18 protein-coding genes and 1 riboswitch are annotated in these 17,687 nt (G+C 51.1%); of the genes, 17 read left to right on the top strand and 1 reads right to left on the bottom strand.

Features of this window, described 5'->3' with window-relative positions; translation table 11 throughout:
- Positions 1-274 precede the first annotated feature (274 nt).
- The 7 genes from ychF (at position 275) to ACRRNK_RS20130 (ending at position 8,964) form a co-directional block, all read left to right on the top strand.
- Entirely contained in the window at positions 275-1,375 is a 1,101-nt protein-coding gene (gene ychF / locus ACRRNK_RS20160) for a redox-regulated ATPase YchF (RefSeq protein WP_127198444.1), read from the top strand.
- A gap of 374 nt (positions 1,376-1,749) precedes the next feature.
- Complete coding sequence (gene prfA, locus ACRRNK_RS20155) at positions 1,750-2,817, top strand: peptide chain release factor 1 (RefSeq protein WP_433944378.1); 1,068 nt, start codon at positions 1,750-1,752, stop codon at positions 2,815-2,817.
- 3 nt (positions 2,818-2,820) lie between these two features.
- On the top strand, positions 2,821-3,708 hold the full coding sequence (gene prmC / locus ACRRNK_RS20150; RefSeq protein WP_433944377.1) for a peptide chain release factor N(5)-glutamine methyltransferase: 888 nt from the start codon (positions 2,821-2,823) through the stop codon (positions 3,706-3,708).
- Between the two features lie 431 nt (positions 3,709-4,139).
- The gene (locus tag ACRRNK_RS20145; RefSeq protein ID WP_433944376.1) at positions 4,140-5,321 is read left to right on the top strand and encodes an FtsW/RodA/SpoVE family cell cycle protein; all 1,182 of its coding nucleotides are present in this window, start codon (positions 4,140-4,142) and stop codon (positions 5,319-5,321) included.
- Positions 5,322-5,674: 353 nt separating this feature from the next.
- Positions 5,675-6,304: a stage II sporulation protein R gene (gene spoIIR, locus ACRRNK_RS20140; protein ID WP_433946958.1), complete on the top strand. Its 630-nt coding sequence runs from the start codon at positions 5,675-5,677 to the stop codon at positions 6,302-6,304.
- A gap of 522 nt (positions 6,305-6,826) precedes the next feature.
- The gene (locus tag ACRRNK_RS20135) at positions 6,827-7,855 is read left to right on the top strand and encodes an L-threonylcarbamoyladenylate synthase (protein ID WP_433944375.1); all 1,029 of its coding nucleotides are present in this window, start codon (positions 6,827-6,829) and stop codon (positions 7,853-7,855) included.
- Between the two features lie 227 nt (positions 7,856-8,082).
- Positions 8,083-8,964, top strand: coding sequence for a DUF72 domain-containing protein (locus ACRRNK_RS20130; protein ID WP_433944374.1), 882 nt, complete (start codon positions 8,083-8,085; stop codon positions 8,962-8,964).
- Positions 8,965-8,986: 22 nt separating this feature from the next.
- Here the strand turns inward: ACRRNK_RS20130 and ACRRNK_RS20125 are convergent, their stop codons facing one another.
- Positions 8,987-9,439 (bottom strand): DUF2269 family protein, encoded by a 453-nt coding sequence (locus ACRRNK_RS20125; RefSeq protein WP_433944373.1) that lies wholly within the window; start codon positions 9,437-9,439, stop codon positions 8,987-8,989.
- Positions 9,440-9,656: 217 nt separating this feature from the next.
- On the opposite strand from ACRRNK_RS20125, the gene ACRRNK_RS20120 reads away from it, so the two are divergent.
- The 10 genes from ACRRNK_RS20120 (at position 9,657) to atpE (ending at position 17,656) form a co-directional block, all read left to right on the top strand.
- On the top strand, positions 9,657-10,217 hold the full coding sequence (locus ACRRNK_RS20120) for a manganese efflux pump MntP (protein ID WP_433944372.1): 561 nt from the start codon (positions 9,657-9,659) through the stop codon (positions 10,215-10,217).
- A gap of 61 nt (positions 10,218-10,278) precedes the next feature.
- The gene (locus ACRRNK_RS20115) at positions 10,279-10,863 is read left to right on the top strand and encodes a low molecular weight protein arginine phosphatase (protein ID WP_433944371.1); all 585 of its coding nucleotides are present in this window, start codon (positions 10,279-10,281) and stop codon (positions 10,861-10,863) included.
- A 49-nt stretch (positions 10,864-10,912) separates the two neighbouring features.
- Positions 10,913-10,994: riboswitch (ZMP/ZTP riboswitch) on the top strand.
- Between the two features lie 185 nt (positions 10,995-11,179).
- Positions 11,180-11,767 carry a TIGR01440 family protein gene (locus tag ACRRNK_RS20110; protein WP_433944370.1) on the top strand — a complete coding sequence of 196 codons (588 nt, stop codon included), beginning with the start codon at positions 11,180-11,182 and terminating at the stop codon, positions 11,765-11,767.
- 212 nt (positions 11,768-11,979) lie between these two features.
- Positions 11,980-13,227, top strand: a complete 1,248-nt coding sequence (gene glyA, locus ACRRNK_RS20105) for a serine hydroxymethyltransferase (protein ID WP_433944369.1) — start codon at positions 11,980-11,982, stop codon at positions 13,225-13,227.
- Positions 13,228-13,535: 308 nt separating this feature from the next.
- Positions 13,536-14,165 carry a uracil phosphoribosyltransferase gene (gene upp, locus ACRRNK_RS20100; protein WP_251376447.1) on the top strand — a complete coding sequence of 210 codons (630 nt, stop codon included), beginning with the start codon at positions 13,536-13,538 and terminating at the stop codon, positions 14,163-14,165.
- A 390-nt stretch (positions 14,166-14,555) separates the two neighbouring features.
- Entirely contained in the window at positions 14,556-15,695 is a 1,140-nt protein-coding gene (gene wecB, locus ACRRNK_RS20095) for a non-hydrolyzing UDP-N-acetylglucosamine 2-epimerase (protein ID WP_433946957.1), read from the top strand.
- 181 nt (positions 15,696-15,876) lie between these two features.
- Positions 15,877-16,131: an AtpZ/AtpI family protein gene (locus ACRRNK_RS20090; RefSeq protein WP_433944368.1), complete on the top strand. Its 255-nt coding sequence runs from the start codon at positions 15,877-15,879 to the stop codon at positions 16,129-16,131.
- Entirely contained in the window at positions 16,124-16,504 is a 381-nt protein-coding gene (locus ACRRNK_RS20085; RefSeq protein WP_127198430.1) for an ATP synthase subunit I, read from the top strand. Before ACRRNK_RS20090 ends, ACRRNK_RS20085 begins: the two co-directional genes overlap by 8 nt.
- Positions 16,505-16,534: 30 nt before the next feature.
- Positions 16,535-17,353 (top strand): F0F1 ATP synthase subunit A, encoded by an 819-nt coding sequence (gene atpB, locus ACRRNK_RS20080; protein WP_433944367.1) that lies wholly within the window; start codon positions 16,535-16,537, stop codon positions 17,351-17,353.
- 78 nt (positions 17,354-17,431) lie between these two features.
- Positions 17,432-17,656, top strand: coding sequence for a F0F1 ATP synthase subunit C (atpE, locus tag ACRRNK_RS20075; RefSeq protein ID WP_127198428.1), 225 nt, complete (start codon positions 17,432-17,434; stop codon positions 17,654-17,656).
- Positions 17,657-17,687: the final 31 nt, after the last annotated feature.

Below are 17,687 nucleotides of genomic sequence, written 5' to 3'. Positions count from 1 at the left end.
TATGATTCGGCGAGCGAGCAGCAGCCATTCTGAATGAAGGGAGCCTCCCCTGTTCTCCCGAAATTCTTCTCCTACTAATCCTTCAAGGCTTAGAAGATAACAAGGATCTAAGAAGCGTCCGTGCGGTTAACAGGGGGCTCAGGCCGATTATCGCCAAGGAGCGGGTTATGGCGATCTGAGGTTTTTCGCCGGCTATCCTTGAAATATTTCCGGGGTATATGTACTATGGTTGAAGAAGACTGAGCAATTACAATAATGAGGAGTTGTCATAGATATGGCTTTAAAAGCAGGAATCGTGGGTCTGCCGAATGTCGGCAAATCGACACTGTTCAATGCGATCACGCAGGCAGGTGCCGAATCCGCGAACTATCCGTTCTGCACCATCGATCCGAACGTAGGCGTAGTGGAAGTGCCTGATGAGCGGCTCGACAAGCTGACCGAGCTGGTGGTGCCGAACCGCACCGTGCCTACGGCGTTTGAATTCGTAGATATCGCCGGGCTTGTGCGCGGCGCAAGCAAGGGGGAAGGCCTTGGGAACAAGTTCCTTGCCCACATCCGTGAAGTAGATGCGATTGTGCATGTTGTCCGCTGCTTCGAGGACGAGAACATTACTCACGTGGACGGCAAGATCAACCCGATCAGCGATATCCAGACCATTAACCTGGAGCTGATTCTGGCTGACCTGGACAGCGTGGAGAAGAAGATCGAACGCTCCCGCAAAAATATGAAGGGCGGTAACAAGCAATACGCCCAAGAGGTTGAAGTGCTTGAGCGCGTGAAAGAAGCGCTCTACAACGATATGCCAGCACGCAGTATCGAGCTGTCGGATGATGAGAAAGCGATCGTACGCGATCTGCATCTGCTTACACTTAAGCCGGTTCTGTATGCGGCCAATGTCAGTGAAGATGGTGTGACGGAAGCTGACAGCAACCCGTTCGTACAGCAGGTAAGAGAATTTGCCGCTGCCGAGAATGCGGAAGTGGTGCCGATCAGTGCGAAGGTAGAAGCGGAGATTGCCGAACTTGAAGGCGAAGATAAAGCGATGTTCCTGGAAGAGCTTGGACTGGATGCTTCAGGTCTGGACCGCCTTATTCAAGCAGCCTATCGTCTGCTCGGACTTTACACTTACTTCACCGCCGGTGTTCAGGAGGTACGTGCCTGGACGATCCGCAAAGGAACCAAAGCTCCGGGAGCAGCAGGAGTTATTCACTCTGACTTCGAGCGTGGATTTATCCGGGCCGAGGTAGTCTCCTACAATGACCTGGTTGCCGCAGGCTCCATGAACGTAGCCAAAGAGCGCGGTCAGCTTCGTCTAGAAGGTAAAGAGTATGTTGTACAAGACGGCGATGTTATGCATTTCCGCTTTAACGTATAGGCCTTTATCTATATAAAGAGTATCAGCCTACAGCCTCGCCCGTTTCAGACGGGCGGGGCTTTTGTGTATGGGTGACAAAAGAGAATACAAGGAACAGACGAAAGGCGACCCGCATAACATGGATATGCTCAGCCTGGTACGGCTTGCTTGGAGAAGCTTACCCTGGGCGCTTCGCTTGGCGTGGTTAAAATCACTCGTCCCTGCACATGAATATAGGGTATATTTCCCTAATGTCCATATGTGCAGTTCCCTGTCGGATCCAACGAGCCGGGTATTAGCTATCTATTCAAATGGACAAAACCATGCTATAATAAAAAGTCGTTTACCTTAACTTTTTAATCAGGAAATTATGTATGCGAAGAGAGGTGCTTTCCTTGTTAGATCGACTTTCATCCCTTGCTGATCGTTATGAGAAATTAAGCGAGCTGCTTTGTGATCCGGACGTGGCTAGTGATCCGAAGAAACTTAGGGATTATTCCAAGGAACAATCAGACTTACAGCCTGCTTATGAGGCTTTTACCGAATATAAGAATGTCATGGAAGAACTGGATGCTGCGAAAGCGATGCAGGCCGAGAAGCTTGATGACGAGATGCGTGAAATGGTCAAAATGGAGATTGAAGAGCTCACCGCGCGCCAGCAGGAGCTTGAGGAGAAGATTCATATCCTCCTGCTTCCGAAGGACCCGAACGATGACAAGAACGTTATTGTGGAGATCCGCGGCGCGGCGGGCGGTGATGAAGCGGCTCTATTCGCGGCTGATCTGTACCGGATGTACACTCGTTATGCTGATTCCCAAGGCTGGCGTGTAGATGTGATGGATGTGAACGCAAGTGATCTGGGTGGGTTTAAAGAGGTCATTTTCATGATCAATGGACGCGGTGCTTACAGTAAAATGAAATTCGAGAGCGGTGCCCACCGGGTACAGCGTATTCCTTCCACGGAATCGGGCGGACGTATTCATACCTCTACCTCCACCGTGGCGGTAATGCCGGAAGTTGAGGATTTCGATATCGAAATCCACGACAAGGATATCCGTGTGGACACGTTCTGCTCTAGCGGTGCCGGCGGACAGTCCGTTAACACCACCAAATCCGCTGTGCGGGTAACGCATATCCCTACCGGGATTGTGGCTACCTGTCAGGATGGCAAATCGCAGAACTCGAACAAAGAGAAGGCCCTGCAGGTACTCCGGGCCCGTATCTACGATGTGAAGCGGCAAGAGGAAGAAGCGAAGTTCGCCGGGGAGCGGAAGAGCAAGGTAGGTACGGGTGACCGCAGTGAACGGATTCGTACTTACAATTTCCCGCAGAGCCGTGTAACCGACCACCGGATCGGCCTTACTGTGCATAAGCTGGATCAAGTGATGAACGGGGAGATTGAGGAGTTCGTCTCCGCGCTTACTATTGCAGAGCAGGCAGAAATGATGGACAAAGGAGAATAATCCTTGAATATAGATGAGTTCAAGCTGTCTTCAGGAAGTACGTTGATAGAAGCCTTTAAGGAGGCTTCTTCTTTTTTAGCATCGGCTGGGGTGCATGAACCGGAATCCAATGCCGAGCTGCTGCTGCGGCATGTGCTGAAGGTGAGCAGGGCCGAGTATCTGATGGCCCTGCGTGATCCGTTCCCGGCGCAGCATGCTGCCGCCTGGGAAGAAGCCGTGCGCCGGAAGGCGGCGGGGGAGCCCGCGCAGTACATCACCGGGGAGCAGGAATTCTACGGCCTGACCTTCAAGGTCACCCCGGCCGTCTTGATTCCCCGCCCCGAGACGGAGCTGCTCGTGGAAGCCATTGCCGCCGAAGGCGACAAGCTCTGGCCGGGCGGTTCGCCGCGCGCGGCCGATATCGGGACGGGCAGCAGCGCCATTGCGGCTGCCCTGAAGCATCTGCGTCCCGCGTGGCAGATGGCTGCCGGCGACCTGTCGCCGGATGCGCTTGCGCTTGCGCGAGAGAATGCGGCGCGGCTCGGGGCTGATATTACGTTCAAGCAAGGGAACCTGCTTGAACCGTTCGCTGGCGAGCCGCTCGATATTATTGTCTCCAACCCGCCTTACATCCCGGCGGAGGAGATCGAGACCCTGGAGCCCGAGGTCAGGGACTTCGAGCCCCGGCTGGCCTTGGATGGAGGCCCGGACGGGCTCGCCCCCTACCGGATTATGATGGATCAGCTTCGTCTCCTGCCGGCCCCACCAAGGCTTATTGGCTTTGAGCTGGGCATGGGTCAGGCGGCAGAAGTGGCTGAGCTTCTCCGTGTGGCAGGTCACTGGAATGAGATTGTGACCATACCAGATCTTGCGGGGATCGACCGGCATGTTCTGGGGATTTCTCGAAATTAGAGAAATTGAACTCGTAAGAGGATGTCGGTGTATTTGCTAGATAGGCTTTTGTGGTTTATAGAAGAATTTTGTGCTGTATTCGTCCAGCTTCGATCCATAAGGTTTAGGAAGAACTCTTAATCTCCTCCGTTAAGCTCGAAGTGGCCACACCTTATCTACAGTTGAACGGGAACAGGGAATCCTTGCTGGTTATCCCAGTTAATTTGCGTTTCATAGACGGCCTGCACTATATTAGAATTAACAGAACGCACTGCGCTTGTTCAGGGACTTAGCGATGGTGTACCATTAGATTTAGTGGTTTGAATACAGTTCTCTGCGTGGGCGGAGATTAGGACGAATAATAGCTTCAAATTGGAAATATAGAAATATAGATAGCTTCTGGAAGAACAGTGGTAATGCTGTACCCGGGGAACGCTGGAGGGAGCCGCTTCATGCTTAACAAGTGGAAGAGAGTGGATTGGTCGATTGTTTTTATCGTGTTCATATTCGGGATATTAAGTGTCACTCTTATCCATAGCGGTGTTGCCGCTTGGCCCAAGTTCAAGGGCGTTGATACGAAAATGATCTTTTTCTATATTGCCGGCTTTCTAGCATTCTTTGGTATGATGCTGATTGATTTTAGGCTGCTGACGAAGTACTTCCTGTATTTATTCGGAGCTGGCTTTATTCTAATGATCATTGTTATCTTCAAAGGAGAAGAGCTCAACGGAGCACAGGGTTGGCTGAATTTGGGCTTTATTAGCCTGCAGCCGGCCGAGCTGTTCAAGCTTGTGCTGATCATTACGCTGGCTGCTTTGCTGATGCGTAAATACCGGATGCGCCTCTTATTCTGGAGAGATGTAGTTCCGCTTGGTCTGGTTACTTTAATCCCTTTGGCGCTAGCCATGAAACAGAATGATATGGGTAATGGTCTCAGCTATCTGGTGATCCTGCTTGGTATGCTCTGGATCGGGAAGCTGAAGTATTCCCATGCCTTGATCATCCTGGTCATTACGGCTGTAACAATAGGGGCGGGGATTAAATCTTATATTACATTCCATGATCAGATTGCCACCACGCTGAAGCAGACCAATATGGGGCACTGGCTAAACCGGTTGGATCCTTGGCTGCTGCCGGAGAAGGCGGACAAGAACGCGTCCTACCATACAAGGAATGCCAGCGTAGCCATTGCCGCCGGAGGCATGTTCGGCAACGGATATATGCAGGGGCCCTATGTACAGTCGGGCCGGGTGCCCTATACGTATTCAGATTCCATATTTGTGGTGGTGGCCGAGGAATTCGGCTTCTTCGGCTGCTCGGTACTGCTCCTGCTCTATTTCATACTCATCCACAGGCTCATTCTGATCTCTCTGGAGTGCAAAGATAAAACTGGGCCGCTGCTCATCGTAGGCATCGTGGCGATGTGGCTCTATCAGATCTTCGAGAACATCGGCATGTTCATGGGTCTGATGCCGCTGACCGGGATTACGCTGCCATTCATCAGTTATGGGGGAACCTCGCTCTTGATCAATATGGCGAGCCTCGGTCTTGCCATGAGTGTGCGCATTCACGGTCATGAGGTGGACGATGATATTCCGCGGACGACCCGGCCTTCGCTTACCCGGTCCAGCTAACTTGGGAATAAGCGTACTGGAAGTGGAACTAGAGCTGGAACTAGAGCTAGAACTGGAACAAGAACAATACAGAAGTAAGCCGTCTTGCTGCTCCCACGGGGGCTGAGCAGGGCGGCTTTTTTATATCTAAATATACGAGAAAAATATAAATGATAGATTCATAGGTTTAGGAATCTCTTAACCGGACATACTGATAGACATCAGCACATCACGGTTAGGGGGATATCGGAATGACGTTGAATCGAAGTGATAGGGAAGCTGGGGGAACTAAAGAAACTAAGGATACTATAGAATTTAAAAAATATAATAGGACAAGAAGAAGCAAACTTGGCGTCCGCAGTACGCTGCTGCTTATGTTGTGTATGGCGATCCTGCTCATGTCCTGGGAAGGCCAGAAGACTGACGCGGCCGTTGCGAAGACGGAGATTCCCAAGGATTCGATCCGGCTGCGTATTCTCGCCAACTCCGATCGCCCTGAGGATCAGATCGTGAAGCGTAATGTACGGGATGCCGTTGTCGAGCAGATGAATGGATGGGTCGGAAAGCTGGATCATCCCCAAAGTCTTGAAGAGGCCCGGAAAATTGTTCGCGCCAAGCTTCCCGAGATTGAAGATCAAGTGGGCCGGACGCTCCGGGCTAATGGCGAATCGTACAGCTATAAGGTGGAGCTGGGGGTTGTACCTTTTCCTACGAAGCTGTATGGCGGGGAAGTATACCCAGCGGGCAACTACGAGGCTGTTCGTGTAACCCTGGGGACTGGAGAAGGTCAGAATTGGTGGTGCGTCCTGTTCCCGCCGCTCTGCTTCATAGACGCCGGAACCGGGGATGCGGCCCCTAAGGCAGGAGACCAGGTCAAGACGGCCTCTGCTGCAGGAGGTGAGAAGGCTGGTGCGAAGGCGGAGGCCAAAGCTCCTGAAGTTCGCTTTTTCCTGTGGGATATGCTTAGCAGCTTTTTCAGCTGGGTGGGCAGCTTGTTTTCCTGATTACAGCTTTACCGCGGGCAAATCGTTTGTTTCAAACAGCAATTATGGTAAAATATTCGTTATGAAATAAACTGAACTATAGATGGCGAAAGCCGAGTTCCGGAAACTAGCCCAGATTTACTCCGTAATTTGCACTTATCTTATTGTATTCTATAAAGCACCTGGAGCAGTTTGTCAAAAGTAATGAGATCAAGTCGGCTACAAATAAATTAAAGTGTTAAATAATTTCAGGCGTGGATTATAGTCTACTGACCTGAGTTGATATACGGCAAGAATGGCCCGTGATATGAACTAGCTCAATTCAGCTATTTAGAGTGCTCTCACTCTGCCGCAGTCTGGTGCACCGCACTATACTTGGGGGAGTGAGGCGCTTTTTCGTATGTAAGGGTGTATATCCAAATATGATAAAGAAAGCTTGGGATCTGAATGGAATATAAGTATAATGGCGAGGCAGCCACTAAATATTGGAACGTAACAAGCGGGGACACCAAAGCCCTGGGGCATAACTCTAATGAAAATGATATGAATGAGGCTATTCGAGAGGCAGCCTCTCTTCTGCGTGCCGGGGAGACGGTAGCCTTCCCAACGGAGACCGTATACGGCCTCGGAGCCGATGCGCGCAGCAATGAAGCTGTAGAGCGGATCTTTGCTGCCAAGGGGCGGCCGTCGGACAACCCTCTTATTGTCCACATCGCTGACTTGTCCCAGCTAGACGCGATTGTTCTGGAGGTGAACGATACGGCGCGGCGGCTGATGGAAGCTTACTGGCCCGGCCCGCTGACTCTGGTGCTGCCGGTTCGCCCCGGCGCGGTCTCGCCGCGCGTAACAGCGGGCCTGTCCACCGTGGCCGTGCGTATGCCGGCCCATGACATTGCCCTGCGGCTCATCGCCGCCGCAGGCTGCCCGGTTGCGGCGCCCAGCGCCAACCGGTCCGGGCGCCCGAGCCCTACGCTGGCGAGCCACGTGGGCGAGGACCTTGCCGGCCTGATCGGCGGCATCGTGGACGGCGGGCCCACCGGTGTGGGCCTCGAGTCCACCGTGGCCGAGGCCGGCCCGGACGGCACCGTGACCGTGCTGCGCCCCGGCTCGGTCACGGCTGAAGCGCTTGCCCGCGTGGCGGCAAGCGTGCACACCGATCCCGCCCTGCACAGCAGCGGGCGGGAGGAGAACAGCCCGGCGCCGCGCTCGCCGGGCATGAAGTACACGCACTATGCGCCGCGCGGCAGCCTGCGCATCGTGCGTGGGCAGGACCCGGGGGCCGTAGCGGCCCGGGTCCAGGCCGAGCTCGCCGCGGCGGAGGCGCGCGGCGAAGTGACAGGGGTGCTCGCGTATGACGAGCACCTGCACCAGTACCGGGCGAGCATCGTGATCTCGCTCGGCCCGATCGGTGCGCTGGAGAACGCGGCGCACCGGCTCTATGCGGGGCTGCGCCGCTTCGATGAAGAAGGCGCAACCTTCATGGTAGCCGAGGCCTGCCCCGAAGAGGGGGTTGGCCTGGCGGTGATGAATCGTCTGCTTAAAGCCGCGGGAAATGAGGTAATAGACGTATAAAGATCGCCTTAAAATGGCATTCAGGTGAGGTGTATGCGGAGGGGAAGCTTGGAACTGTAGGAGCGAAGCGATCGCCTTTGTCTCCGGATTTCAACCATACTAGGGTATCATATAGAAATCTGGAGACAACAGCGGCCGTAAGTCCAAGCATTCCCTGTAGCTACAACTCACCTCAAATTAGAACATTTTAATAATGGTGTATTTACCCAAGAAAGGCGGGGATGGAGATGATCCAGGTAGGAGTTACCGGATGGGGCGATCATGATGATCTATATCCTGCGCGTACGCCTGCTCGGGACAAGCTGCGGATCTATGGACAGCACTTCCCCATGGTCGAGGTGGACAGCTCATTCTATGCCATACAGTCACAGGCCAATTACCAGCGGTGGGTGGATATAACTCCGGACGATTTCACCTTCTTTGTTAAGGCTTATCAGGGGATGACGGGTCATTCACGCGGGAAGAATCAGAAATTTGCGGGCCCTGGGGAAATGTTCGAGGCCTTTATTCGTTCCATTGATCCTGTGGTGGAAGCAGGCAAGCTGAATGCCATCCTCTTTCAGTTCCCGCCCTGGTTCGATTGTACGCTGGACAGTATCCGCCGGCTCCGGGCCATCCGCAAGTGGATGGGAGAGCTTCCGCTCGCGATTGAGTTCCGGAACCCGAGCTGGTTCCAGAGTGACACGCGGGAGAAGACTGTTCAGTTCATGCGGGAGGAAGGGTGGTTCCATGTGATCTGCGATGAGCCCCAGATTGGACATGGCTCGGTGCCAACCGTGCTTGAGCCCGGGGCTCCAGGCAAGACCTTCATCCGGCTGCATGGGAGAAATGCGGCAGGCTGGAAGATGAGCAGTGCTCCGAACTGGCGGGAAGTCCGGACGCTGTACCGCTACTCTACGGAAGAGCTTCAGGAGTGGCGTGATCACTTAAATGAGCTCGGGAAAAAGGACGCGGGCGATATCTATATGATATTTAACAATAACTCCGGCGGCGATGCGGCAGATAATGCCAAGGAAATGATGGCGCTGCTCGGCATGAAGCCGACAGGTAACGCCCCGCGTCAGTTGGATTTATTCGGAGAGACGTTGGAGAACAACGGGTCAGTCTGAATGCTGGCCCCTTTGTTCGCGCCTAAGGACGGATGACCATAAGAATGATGATCAGCACGGTAAGGACTTGCACGATTCGGTTCAGAAAGATCATTTTGCCGGCCATGGGGAGGTAGTCTTCAGGGATGCCTTCTCCTTTGTGCTTCCTGATGAATTTGCCGGCACGCTTCATAGCCGGGTCAAGGAACCCGATGATAAGGATCTCGATAACGACAAATAACGCGAGACTGATATTGAGCCACATTTTGGTGAACCCTGTGTGATCCAGAAGCATGAGCAGAGCGCCGGTAACTAACAAGGTGATCCCTCCGGCTTTGGGGAACCTGTTGATCTTGTCGTTCAAGTGATAAGCGAACCTTAGCTGACTGCTTGTTTTGGCCGAATGTGTGATGACTGGCAGTACAAAGGCCGGTCCGATACCGATAATCGCTGCCAGGACATGGATAAGCACCAGGATCTTTTCAACTGCCTCCATTTTAGCTACCCTCCTGATAATTTACGGATATACCCATACTTACTACCCATGTCCCAAGTTCATGCCTGTTCCATGCTGATCTTACTAATAGATGTTCACACCTGTCCCTGGAACAGGATAAGCTGTCATGAACCCTGCCTTGTCCGCATAATTTGGTATAAAGACAGGATTCGGCGCAAGGGGTACGCCGAGAATTGCGGACATGGGGGAATGATGAATGCATGAAGCAGCCGAACGGCTTGGTGAACTGGCGACGATTGTTATGATGGCGGCAGCTCTAGGGATGGACGCCTTTTCATTGGGTATAGGTATCGGCATGAAGGGAGTGCGCCTGCGCGAAGTCCTGCGGATTAGCTTGGTCATTGCCCTGTTTCATATTCTTATGCCGCTGCTGGGCATTTTTACGGGAGAATACTTGGGGATGCTGCTTGGACAGGTAGCCGGATATGTCTCGGGGGGACTGCTCGTGCTGCTTGGAGCGCATATGATTATAAGCTCTTGGCGGGGGAACGGCATGCAGGCTGTGAACCCGCGTACCTTCATAGGGATGCTGCTGTTCGCCATGAGTGTGAGTGTCGATTCCTTCTCGGTCGGCGTATCGCTGGGAATGTTTCATAGCAATCTGGTGCTTACCGTGCTTGCCTTTGGTTTCTTCGGCGGTTTGATGTCTGTGCTGGGCCTTATGCTGGGGCGCAAGGTGAGCCACAGTCTTGGTGATTATGGGGAAGCGGCGGGAGGAGCTGTCCTTCTTGCGTTTGGACTGATGTTTATCTTTTGATACAATAGTAGACAATAGAGGCTTGGAGCTAGAGAGTTACCGGAGGTGAAGATACACAAGTATGCGGATTTTATTTGTATGTACAGGAAATACCTGCCGCAGCCCGATGGCTGAGGGCATGCTGCGTAAGCTGGCCAAGGAACACGGCGTGGATGTTGAGGTCCGTTCTGCCGGTGTGTCGGCAGCGGAGGGTGTACAGATCTCCTATCATGCGGAAGCTGTGCTGAGAGAGAATCAGATTCAAGATAATATTACTTCCACACCGCTGCGTGCGGAGCTCACAGAATGGGCGGATCTGATTCTTACATTAACCCAGGGTCATAAGAGGCAGGTTATTCAGTATTTTCCTGGAACCGCCGGGAAGACTTACACCCTTAAGGAATATGTGGAGGATGATGAGCGGGTTCTGGCTGATATTCGGGAACTGGATAGTCTGCTCGCCGCAAGAGAACTGCAGATGTCTCTAGGGCAGCAGATGAGTGCAGTGGATGGCCAGCGGATGATTGAACTCCGGCAGAGAATACCGGTCTATGATATCTCCGATCCATTTGGTGGCTCCAGGGAGGATTATGATCGTACAGCGGCTGAAATCCGGACCGCCTTGGATAAGTTGATGGATTTGCTGAAGCAGCGCAAAACTCATTAATTTGGCTTGCAAAGCGGCTGTGATTGCTATATGATGAAGTTGAAAATTGCAGATCCGATGTGACTGGCGACGAGAGTGGGCTAACCACGATGGAGCATCGGAGTATACGGCCGGTCGCCTGGGCAAAAGAGCACACGCATTCTTTAGATGCGTACTGCTCTTTTTTTCGTTCCCTCTTTCGATTTCTTGTCGATTTTTAGGTATAATAAGGGCGTTGTGAGCGGGAAGGATGTTGGTTCCTGCAGAATCGGTTCACGATTTGCATCGCCTGGAGCGCACGGTTTGTACCTGTGATTGAAATGGGAGGAATGTGTGAATGAATGAAGGCAATGAAGCGCTGTCCATCCGCGAACAAGCGGCTAGAGTATTGTCTGATCTCGCTGAGGCGGCAGGACTTGGACCCGGTAAGATCGTAGTTGCCGGTGTCAGCACAAGTGAAGTGGCGGGCAAGCGAATCGGTACGCATGGAGCCGAGGATATTGCAGCCGAGCTGTATGAAGGGCTTGAGCAAGTACGGGCCCAATATGGCTTCGAGCTTGTGTTCCAGTGCTGTGAGCACCTTAACCGGGCACTTGTTCTCGAACGCGGCCTGCTCGAACGTCTGCGTCTAACCGAGGTAAGCGCGGTTCCGGTACCCAAGGCAGGCGGCTCTATGGCGGCTGGCGCGTATCGCCGGCTGAAGGAGCCCTGCCTTGCCGAGACGATCGAAGCTCATGCCGGGATTGATATCGGCGAGACGATGATCGGTATGCATCTGCGGCGGGTCGCTGTGCCTTTCCGCCCCTCCATTCGGTATGTAGGCGAAGCACGGGTGAATGCGGCCTGGAGCCGTCCGAAGCTGATTGGCGGAGAAAGAGCAGTCTATGTTCTGCCACACGTGCAGGACTCTAGTCTTTGTGATTGATCAAGCTGTATAAGTTGAACTTAAGAATTACCCATAGGCAAGAGTGTGAAATGATTCTGGAGAAGCGAAGCGTTCGCCTTTGTGACCGGATTTCTACCTAATACATTTAATTAAGAAATCTGGGAGCAACAGCGATCGTAAGAACATTTCACATGGCTGCCTCACGTGTAATTAAGAGTCCAACTACTACAAATTATAGGAGGATGAATAACATGGAACATTTGAGAAAGCAAGACCCGGCTGTACTTGAGGCTATGAATTTGGAGCTTAAGCGTCAACGCAACAACATTGAGCTGATTGCCTCCGAGAACATTGTGAGTGAAGCGGTTATGGAGGCTCTTGGCTCCGTACTGACGAACAAATACGCTGAAGGTTATCCTGGCAAACGCTTCTACGGCGGATGTGAACATGTTGATATCGTAGAGGATATCGCTCGTGACCGTGCGAAGGAGCTGTTCGGTGCAGAGCATGCGAATGTGCAGCCTCACTCCGGCGCTCAGGCGAACATGGCTGTCTACCTGGCCGCGCTTAAGCCTGGAGATACAGTTCTTGGTATGAATCTGGCGCACGGCGGTCACTTGACTCACGGTAGTCCGGTTAACGCATCGGGACTGTTGTACAATTTCGTAGCTTATGGTGTTCAAGAAGATTCATTCACAATCGATTATAACGAACTGCGCAAAGCTGCATTCAAACACCGTCCGCGTATGATCGTGGCTGGTGCGAGCGCATATCCGCGGATCATTGACTTTGAAGCTATCGCTTCGATCGCCAATGATGTGGGCGCGTTGTTCTTCGTGGACATGGCGCATATTGCGGGTCTGGTTGCCGCGGGTCTTCATCCAAGCCCGGTACCTCACGCCCATTTCGTAACGACTACCACACACAAAACGCTTCGCGGTCCTCGCGGCGGTATGATCCTCTGCAAGAAGGCTTGGGCTCAGGCTATTGATAAGGCTGTGTTCCCAGGTATTCAAGGTGGTCCGCTAATGCACGTCATCGCTTCCAAAGCCGTCGCTTTGGGTGAAGCGCTGCAGCCTTCATTCAAGACTTATGCTGAGAATGTTGTGAAGAATGCGAAGCGCCTCGCTGAGACTTTGATTGAAGAAGGTCTGAACCTGGTATCTGGCGGAACAGACAATCACTTGATGCTGATCGATACCCGTGGTCTGAATATTACTGGACGGGATGCGGAGCATGTCCTTGATTCCATTGGTATTACCGTGAATAAGAACGCGATTCCGTTCGATCCTACAAGTCCATTCGTTACCAGTGGTATTCGTGTGGGTACACCTGCTGCGACTTCCCGCGGTATGGATGAAGAAGCTATGATTGAAATCGGACGAATCATTGCGCTCACCCTGAAGTCTCCTGAAGATTCAGCGGTTCTTGAACAGGCCCGTGCAAGAGTGGTTGCTTTGACTGATCGCTATCCGTTGTATCCAGAAATGAAGTATTAATCCTCCTTTATAGATCATTGGTGGCTCCTGTACTGGACAGTGCAGGAGCCACTTGCTGTATTTATAGGTATATGATGGGCCAGTACAGGTATTTGAGTCGTGCAGCACGGCAATAATTAAACTGATTTTGTCCGGTCTGGCAATTGTGGTTAGAACAGGCGCATTTAAAGGTGAAAATGCCCCAAGGGAGTGATATAATAAACAGGATTTGGCCGCTATTATACAAGCTCGAATGTATAGAAGCTTATACATACAGGACAGGCCTCTTAGTAGAGTACACAGCAGCAACATAACCGGAGGGACTAACCATGGGAAAATTGGTGATATGTGATCACCCGTTGATTCAACACAAATTGACATTTATTCGCGATATGCGTACGAACACGAAGGATTTTCGTGAATTGGTGGATGAAGTCGCTACTTTGATGGCTTACGAAATTACAAGAGATGTACCGCTGGAGTCTATAATCGTACAAACTCCAGTTGCTGAGACCGAGTCAAAGGTGATATCCGGCCGTATGCTGGGCCTTATTCCGATTCTGCGTGCGGGCCTGGGGATGCTGGATGGAGTCCTTAAGCTGCTTCCTGCAGCAAAGGTTGGTCATGTGGGCTTGTTCCGTGATCCAGAGACTCTTCAGCCAGTAGAATATTATGTTAAGCTTCCAACTGATGTTCAAGAACGCGAACTGATTGTTATAGATCCTATGCTGGCAACTGGAGGTTCAGCGATTGCCGCTATTGAATCCTTGAAGAAGCGGGGCTGTACCCAGATTAAGATGATGAATCTGATCGCGGCGCCGGAAGGGGTTAAGGCGGTTCAGGATGCTCACCCGGATGTAGACATTTATGTGGCTGCGATGGATGAACGCCTTGATGATCATGGGTACATCATTCCAGGTCTGGGAGATGCCGGCGACCGTTTGTACGGAACCAAGTAGCAGCGGCCTTCAGCTTCAATTGCAGGCCATCTATATAAGACGCAGTTAAAAATTTGATTTGAGGGTAAGGCGTAACGGAGGGGAGGCTTGGAACTGTAGGAGCGAAAGTGATCGCCTTTGTCTCCGGATTTCATCCACCTTGCGGTATAAATCAAGAAATCTGGAGACAACAGCGGCCGAAAGTCCAAGCATTCCCTGTAGTTACGACTGTAACACAAATGTGAACATTTTAACTGCGGCTTATATAGTGAGGAATTCAGGTTATCGCCGGATAACTTAATCAATGGGGAACGGGAATATCTTCTTCTTCATGGGGATGGACCCTGTTCCGGCCATTTTTTTTCAGGGAAATAGAAAGGGGTTACAGTTTTGAACAACAAGATTAAAGTGATGACGATTTTTGGTGTAAGGCCGGAAGCCATTAAGATGGCCCCGCTCATTCTGGAGCTTCAGAAGCATCCGGACAAGATTGAATCGATTGTCTGCGTAACAGCCCAGCATCGTGAAATGCTGGATCAGGTGCTCGAGGTATTCCAGATTAATCCGGACTACGATCTGAACGTAATGAAGGAACGCCAGACCTTGAACGAAGTCACCATTCGGGTGCTCCAAGGTCTTGAGGAAGTGCTGAATAAGGCGAAGCCGGATATTGTGCTTGTCCATGGAGATACACTGACGACCTTCCTGGCCAGCTATGCCGCTTTCCTGCAGCAGATTCAGGTAGGACATGTTGAAGCCGGTCTTCGTACCTGGAATAAGCTCTCGCCATATCCGGAAGAGATGAACCGTCAGCTGACAGGTGTTTTAGCAGATCTTCATTTTGCGCCAACCGATTGGTCTGCGGGCAACCTTCGCAAAGAGAATAAGAATGATTCAACCATTTATGTCACAGGCAATACGGTAACAGATGTGTTTCAATATACCGTGAAGTCAGATTATAAGCATCCGGTTCTGGACTGGGCCGAGGGTAAGAGATTGATTCTGATGACCGCACACCGCAGAGAATCCCAAGGAGAGCCGCACCGCAATATCTTTAACGCCGTTCGTAGAATTGCAGACGAGTTCGAGGATATCGCTATTGTCTATCCGGTTCACCCAAGCCCCGCGGTACGGGAACCAGCTTATGAGATTCTGGGTAACCATCCCCGCATCAAACTGATTGATCCGCTGGATGTTGTGGATCTGCATAATTTCTATCCGCATACGCATCTGATTCTGACAGATTCCGGTGGTTTGCAGGAAGAAGCTCCTTCCTTTGGCGTCCCAGTGCTGGTACTGCGTGACACAACCGAACGTCCAGAAGGAATTGATGCCGGAGCCCTGGAACTGGTAGGGACAGATGAAGAGACCGTGTACGAGCGGACAAGAACTCTGCTGACCGATCAAGCCGTATACGAATCGATGAGCCGGGCTGCCAACCCGTATGGGGATGGGAAGGCTTCGGAGAGAATCGTCAAGGCAATTTGTCACCATTTTGGATTGGATGAGTCCCGTCCGGAGAAGTTTCACACAACGTTCACAAATCTATAAGTTATAGTTTGTGAAAGTCAACAGTACAGTATACAGTTGAACTGTACGGATTACGTGGGTTTGGCGGGAAATTGCAGTGACATTTTTCATATTTTCAGGCCTGTTTCCGTAATAATCCGCCAATTGACAAAGTCTCGTGACATTAAGTAAAATTAACTGGGATTATAAGGTTGGGATGATAATGAACAGGCCTGAAAAGCCAAAAAAACCCGGTAATACCAAGGGAAATCCTTTGAAAGCTATGGGGCTCGTCACTACGATAGGAAGTAGTCTGGCTGCATGTACATTTGGCGGATTTTATGTCGGATCTTGGCTTGATAAGCTCTGGAATCTATCGGGAATTGGGACCGCTTTCGGAGTGTTACTAGGACTCTTTGTCGGGGCTGCAAGTATCATTGCCATCATTAAAGCAGTCATGGGGGAAAGTGATGAATGAACTGACCAAATACCGTAGGGTATTAACCATGCTGACACTTTACTTTCTTGCCCTCTGTCTATTGGTCGCCGCATTCCTTCCGTCTTATCGGAGTGTTGCTCTTGGATTGGTTTTGGGGTCGAGCGTGAGCTTCATCAACATCCTTTATTTGGGCTACAAGGTGAAGAAAGTAACGGAGGCGGTAGCTTCCAACAAGGCGGGGAATCGCAGTGGTATGGGATTCGGAGTGCGTGCTGCCCTAAGCATTCTGGCCGTTATGCTTGCTCTCAAAGCACCCGGTTACTTTAATGTAATTGCAGTGGCTGGAAGTTTAGTTTTGGCGCAGTTTCTTATTCTTTTTATCGGCTTTCGATTTTCTCGGAAAGAAAACTGAACGTTGTATCGGAGAAAGGGGTGAGAAAACATGCATGAAGCTCCAATTATTAAATTGGGCGGACTAAATATCGATTTGTCTATCGTCTTTATGTTAATTGTAAGCTGCGTGATTGTATTTATTATTGCACGCTTGGCCACTCGCAACCTGTCGGTTGAGAATCCTGGCAAAATGCAAAACTTTTTGGAATGGCTGGTTGAGTTCGTAAGAGGACTTTCCAACAGCACCATGGACTGGAAGAAGGGCAAACCTTTTATCTCCTTGGCTATGACACTGATAATGTTTATTTTTGTAAGTAACATGCTGGGTCTGCCTTTCGGGATTAATACGACTGTGCACGATGCGGAGAAGGCTCAGATTTTTGGCCAGCCTCTAGTGTCGGTCACGGAGAAGATGGAAGCTATTCACAAACAGCATCCTAATGAAGAGCCGGAAGTGGAAGTGGCTTGGTGGAAATCACCAACTGCGGACGCAAGTGCAAGTATGGCTTTGGCTATTATGGTGTTCCTTCTGTCACATGGGCTGGGGATCTTCAAGAACACGAAGGCCTATTTCAAACATTATGTTCATCCATACCCGTATTTCCTTCCAATCAACCTGATTGAGACATTCTCCAAACCATTAACACATGGTATGCGGCTATTCGGTAACATTTTCGCAGGGGAAGTTCTAATCACCGTTATCCTGAGATTGACCTCACTAGGTCCTGTAGGCGGCGTCTTCTCGGTAATCGGCTTGATTGTTTGGCAGGCGTTCAGTATCTTTATCGGTACAATTCAGGCATTTGTATTTACAATGCTAACCCTTCTATACATCTCACAGACGTATGCGGCTGAAGATGATCACTAAATGCATTTTGTTAAGAGCAAGATTAAGTTGTTCTTAACCGAAATATAAAATTTAACAATTACTGAGGAGGACTTAGAAATGGGAGTTATGGCATATATTGCAGCCGCAATCGCGGTAGGTTTGGGCGCACTTGGCGCTGGTATTGGTAACGGTTTGATCGTAAGTAAGACAGTTGAGGGGATCGCTCGTCAACCAGAAGCGAAATCATCCCTGCAAACATTGATGTACATCGGGGTTGCCCTTGTAGAAGCACTTCCAATCATCGGGGTAGTACTTGCGTTCATTTTCTACGGAGCAGCTTAATAATTAAATGCTTAAAGGTTTGGCGGGGAAG

Origin of the sequence: Paenibacillus sp. SN-8-1 (genome assembly GCF_050995535.1) — a bacterium.
In the GTDB taxonomy this organism is placed as follows: Bacteria; Bacillota; Bacilli; order Paenibacillales; family Paenibacillaceae; genus Fontibacillus.
Note: the sequence above shows the minus strand (reverse complement) of the source record. Positions and strands in the feature narration are given on the sequence as shown.

Coding starts and splice junctions, on each gene's coding strand:
- ychF (WP_127198444.1), top strand. CDS start 275: ATGGCTTTAAAAGCAGGAATCGTGGGTCTGCCGAATGTCGGCAAATCG.
- ACRRNK_RS20145 (WP_433944376.1), top strand. CDS start 4,140: ATGCTTAACAAGTGGAAGAGAGTGGATTGGTCGATTGTTTTTATCGTG.
- spoIIR (WP_433946958.1), top strand. CDS start 5,675: ATGTTGTGTATGGCGATCCTGCTCATGTCCTGGGAAGGCCAGAAGACT.
- ACRRNK_RS20135 (WP_433944375.1), top strand. CDS start 6,827: ATGAATGAGGCTATTCGAGAGGCAGCCTCTCTTCTGCGTGCCGGGGAG.
- ACRRNK_RS20130 (WP_433944374.1), top strand. CDS start 8,083: ATGATCCAGGTAGGAGTTACCGGATGGGGCGATCATGATGATCTATAT.
- ACRRNK_RS20125 (WP_433944373.1), bottom strand. CDS start 9,439: ATGGAGGCAGTTGAAAAGATCCTGGTGCTTATCCATGTCCTGGCAGCG.
- ACRRNK_RS20120 (WP_433944372.1), top strand. CDS start 9,657: ATGCATGAAGCAGCCGAACGGCTTGGTGAACTGGCGACGATTGTTATG.
- ACRRNK_RS20115 (WP_433944371.1), top strand. CDS start 10,279: ATGCGGATTTTATTTGTATGTACAGGAAATACCTGCCGCAGCCCGATG.
- ACRRNK_RS20110 (WP_433944370.1), top strand. CDS start 11,180: ATGAATGAAGGCAATGAAGCGCTGTCCATCCGCGAACAAGCGGCTAGA.
- glyA (WP_433944369.1), top strand. CDS start 11,980: ATGGAACATTTGAGAAAGCAAGACCCGGCTGTACTTGAGGCTATGAAT.
- upp (WP_251376447.1), top strand. CDS start 13,536: ATGGGAAAATTGGTGATATGTGATCACCCGTTGATTCAACACAAATTG.
- wecB (WP_433946957.1), top strand. CDS start 14,556: ATGACGATTTTTGGTGTAAGGCCGGAAGCCATTAAGATGGCCCCGCTC.
- ACRRNK_RS20090 (WP_433944368.1), top strand. CDS start 15,877: ATGAACAGGCCTGAAAAGCCAAAAAAACCCGGTAATACCAAGGGAAAT.
- ACRRNK_RS20085 (WP_127198430.1), top strand. CDS start 16,124: ATGAATGAACTGACCAAATACCGTAGGGTATTAACCATGCTGACACTT.
- atpB (WP_433944367.1), top strand. CDS start 16,535: ATGCATGAAGCTCCAATTATTAAATTGGGCGGACTAAATATCGATTTG.
- atpE (WP_127198428.1), top strand. CDS start 17,432: ATGGGAGTTATGGCATATATTGCAGCCGCAATCGCGGTAGGTTTGGGC.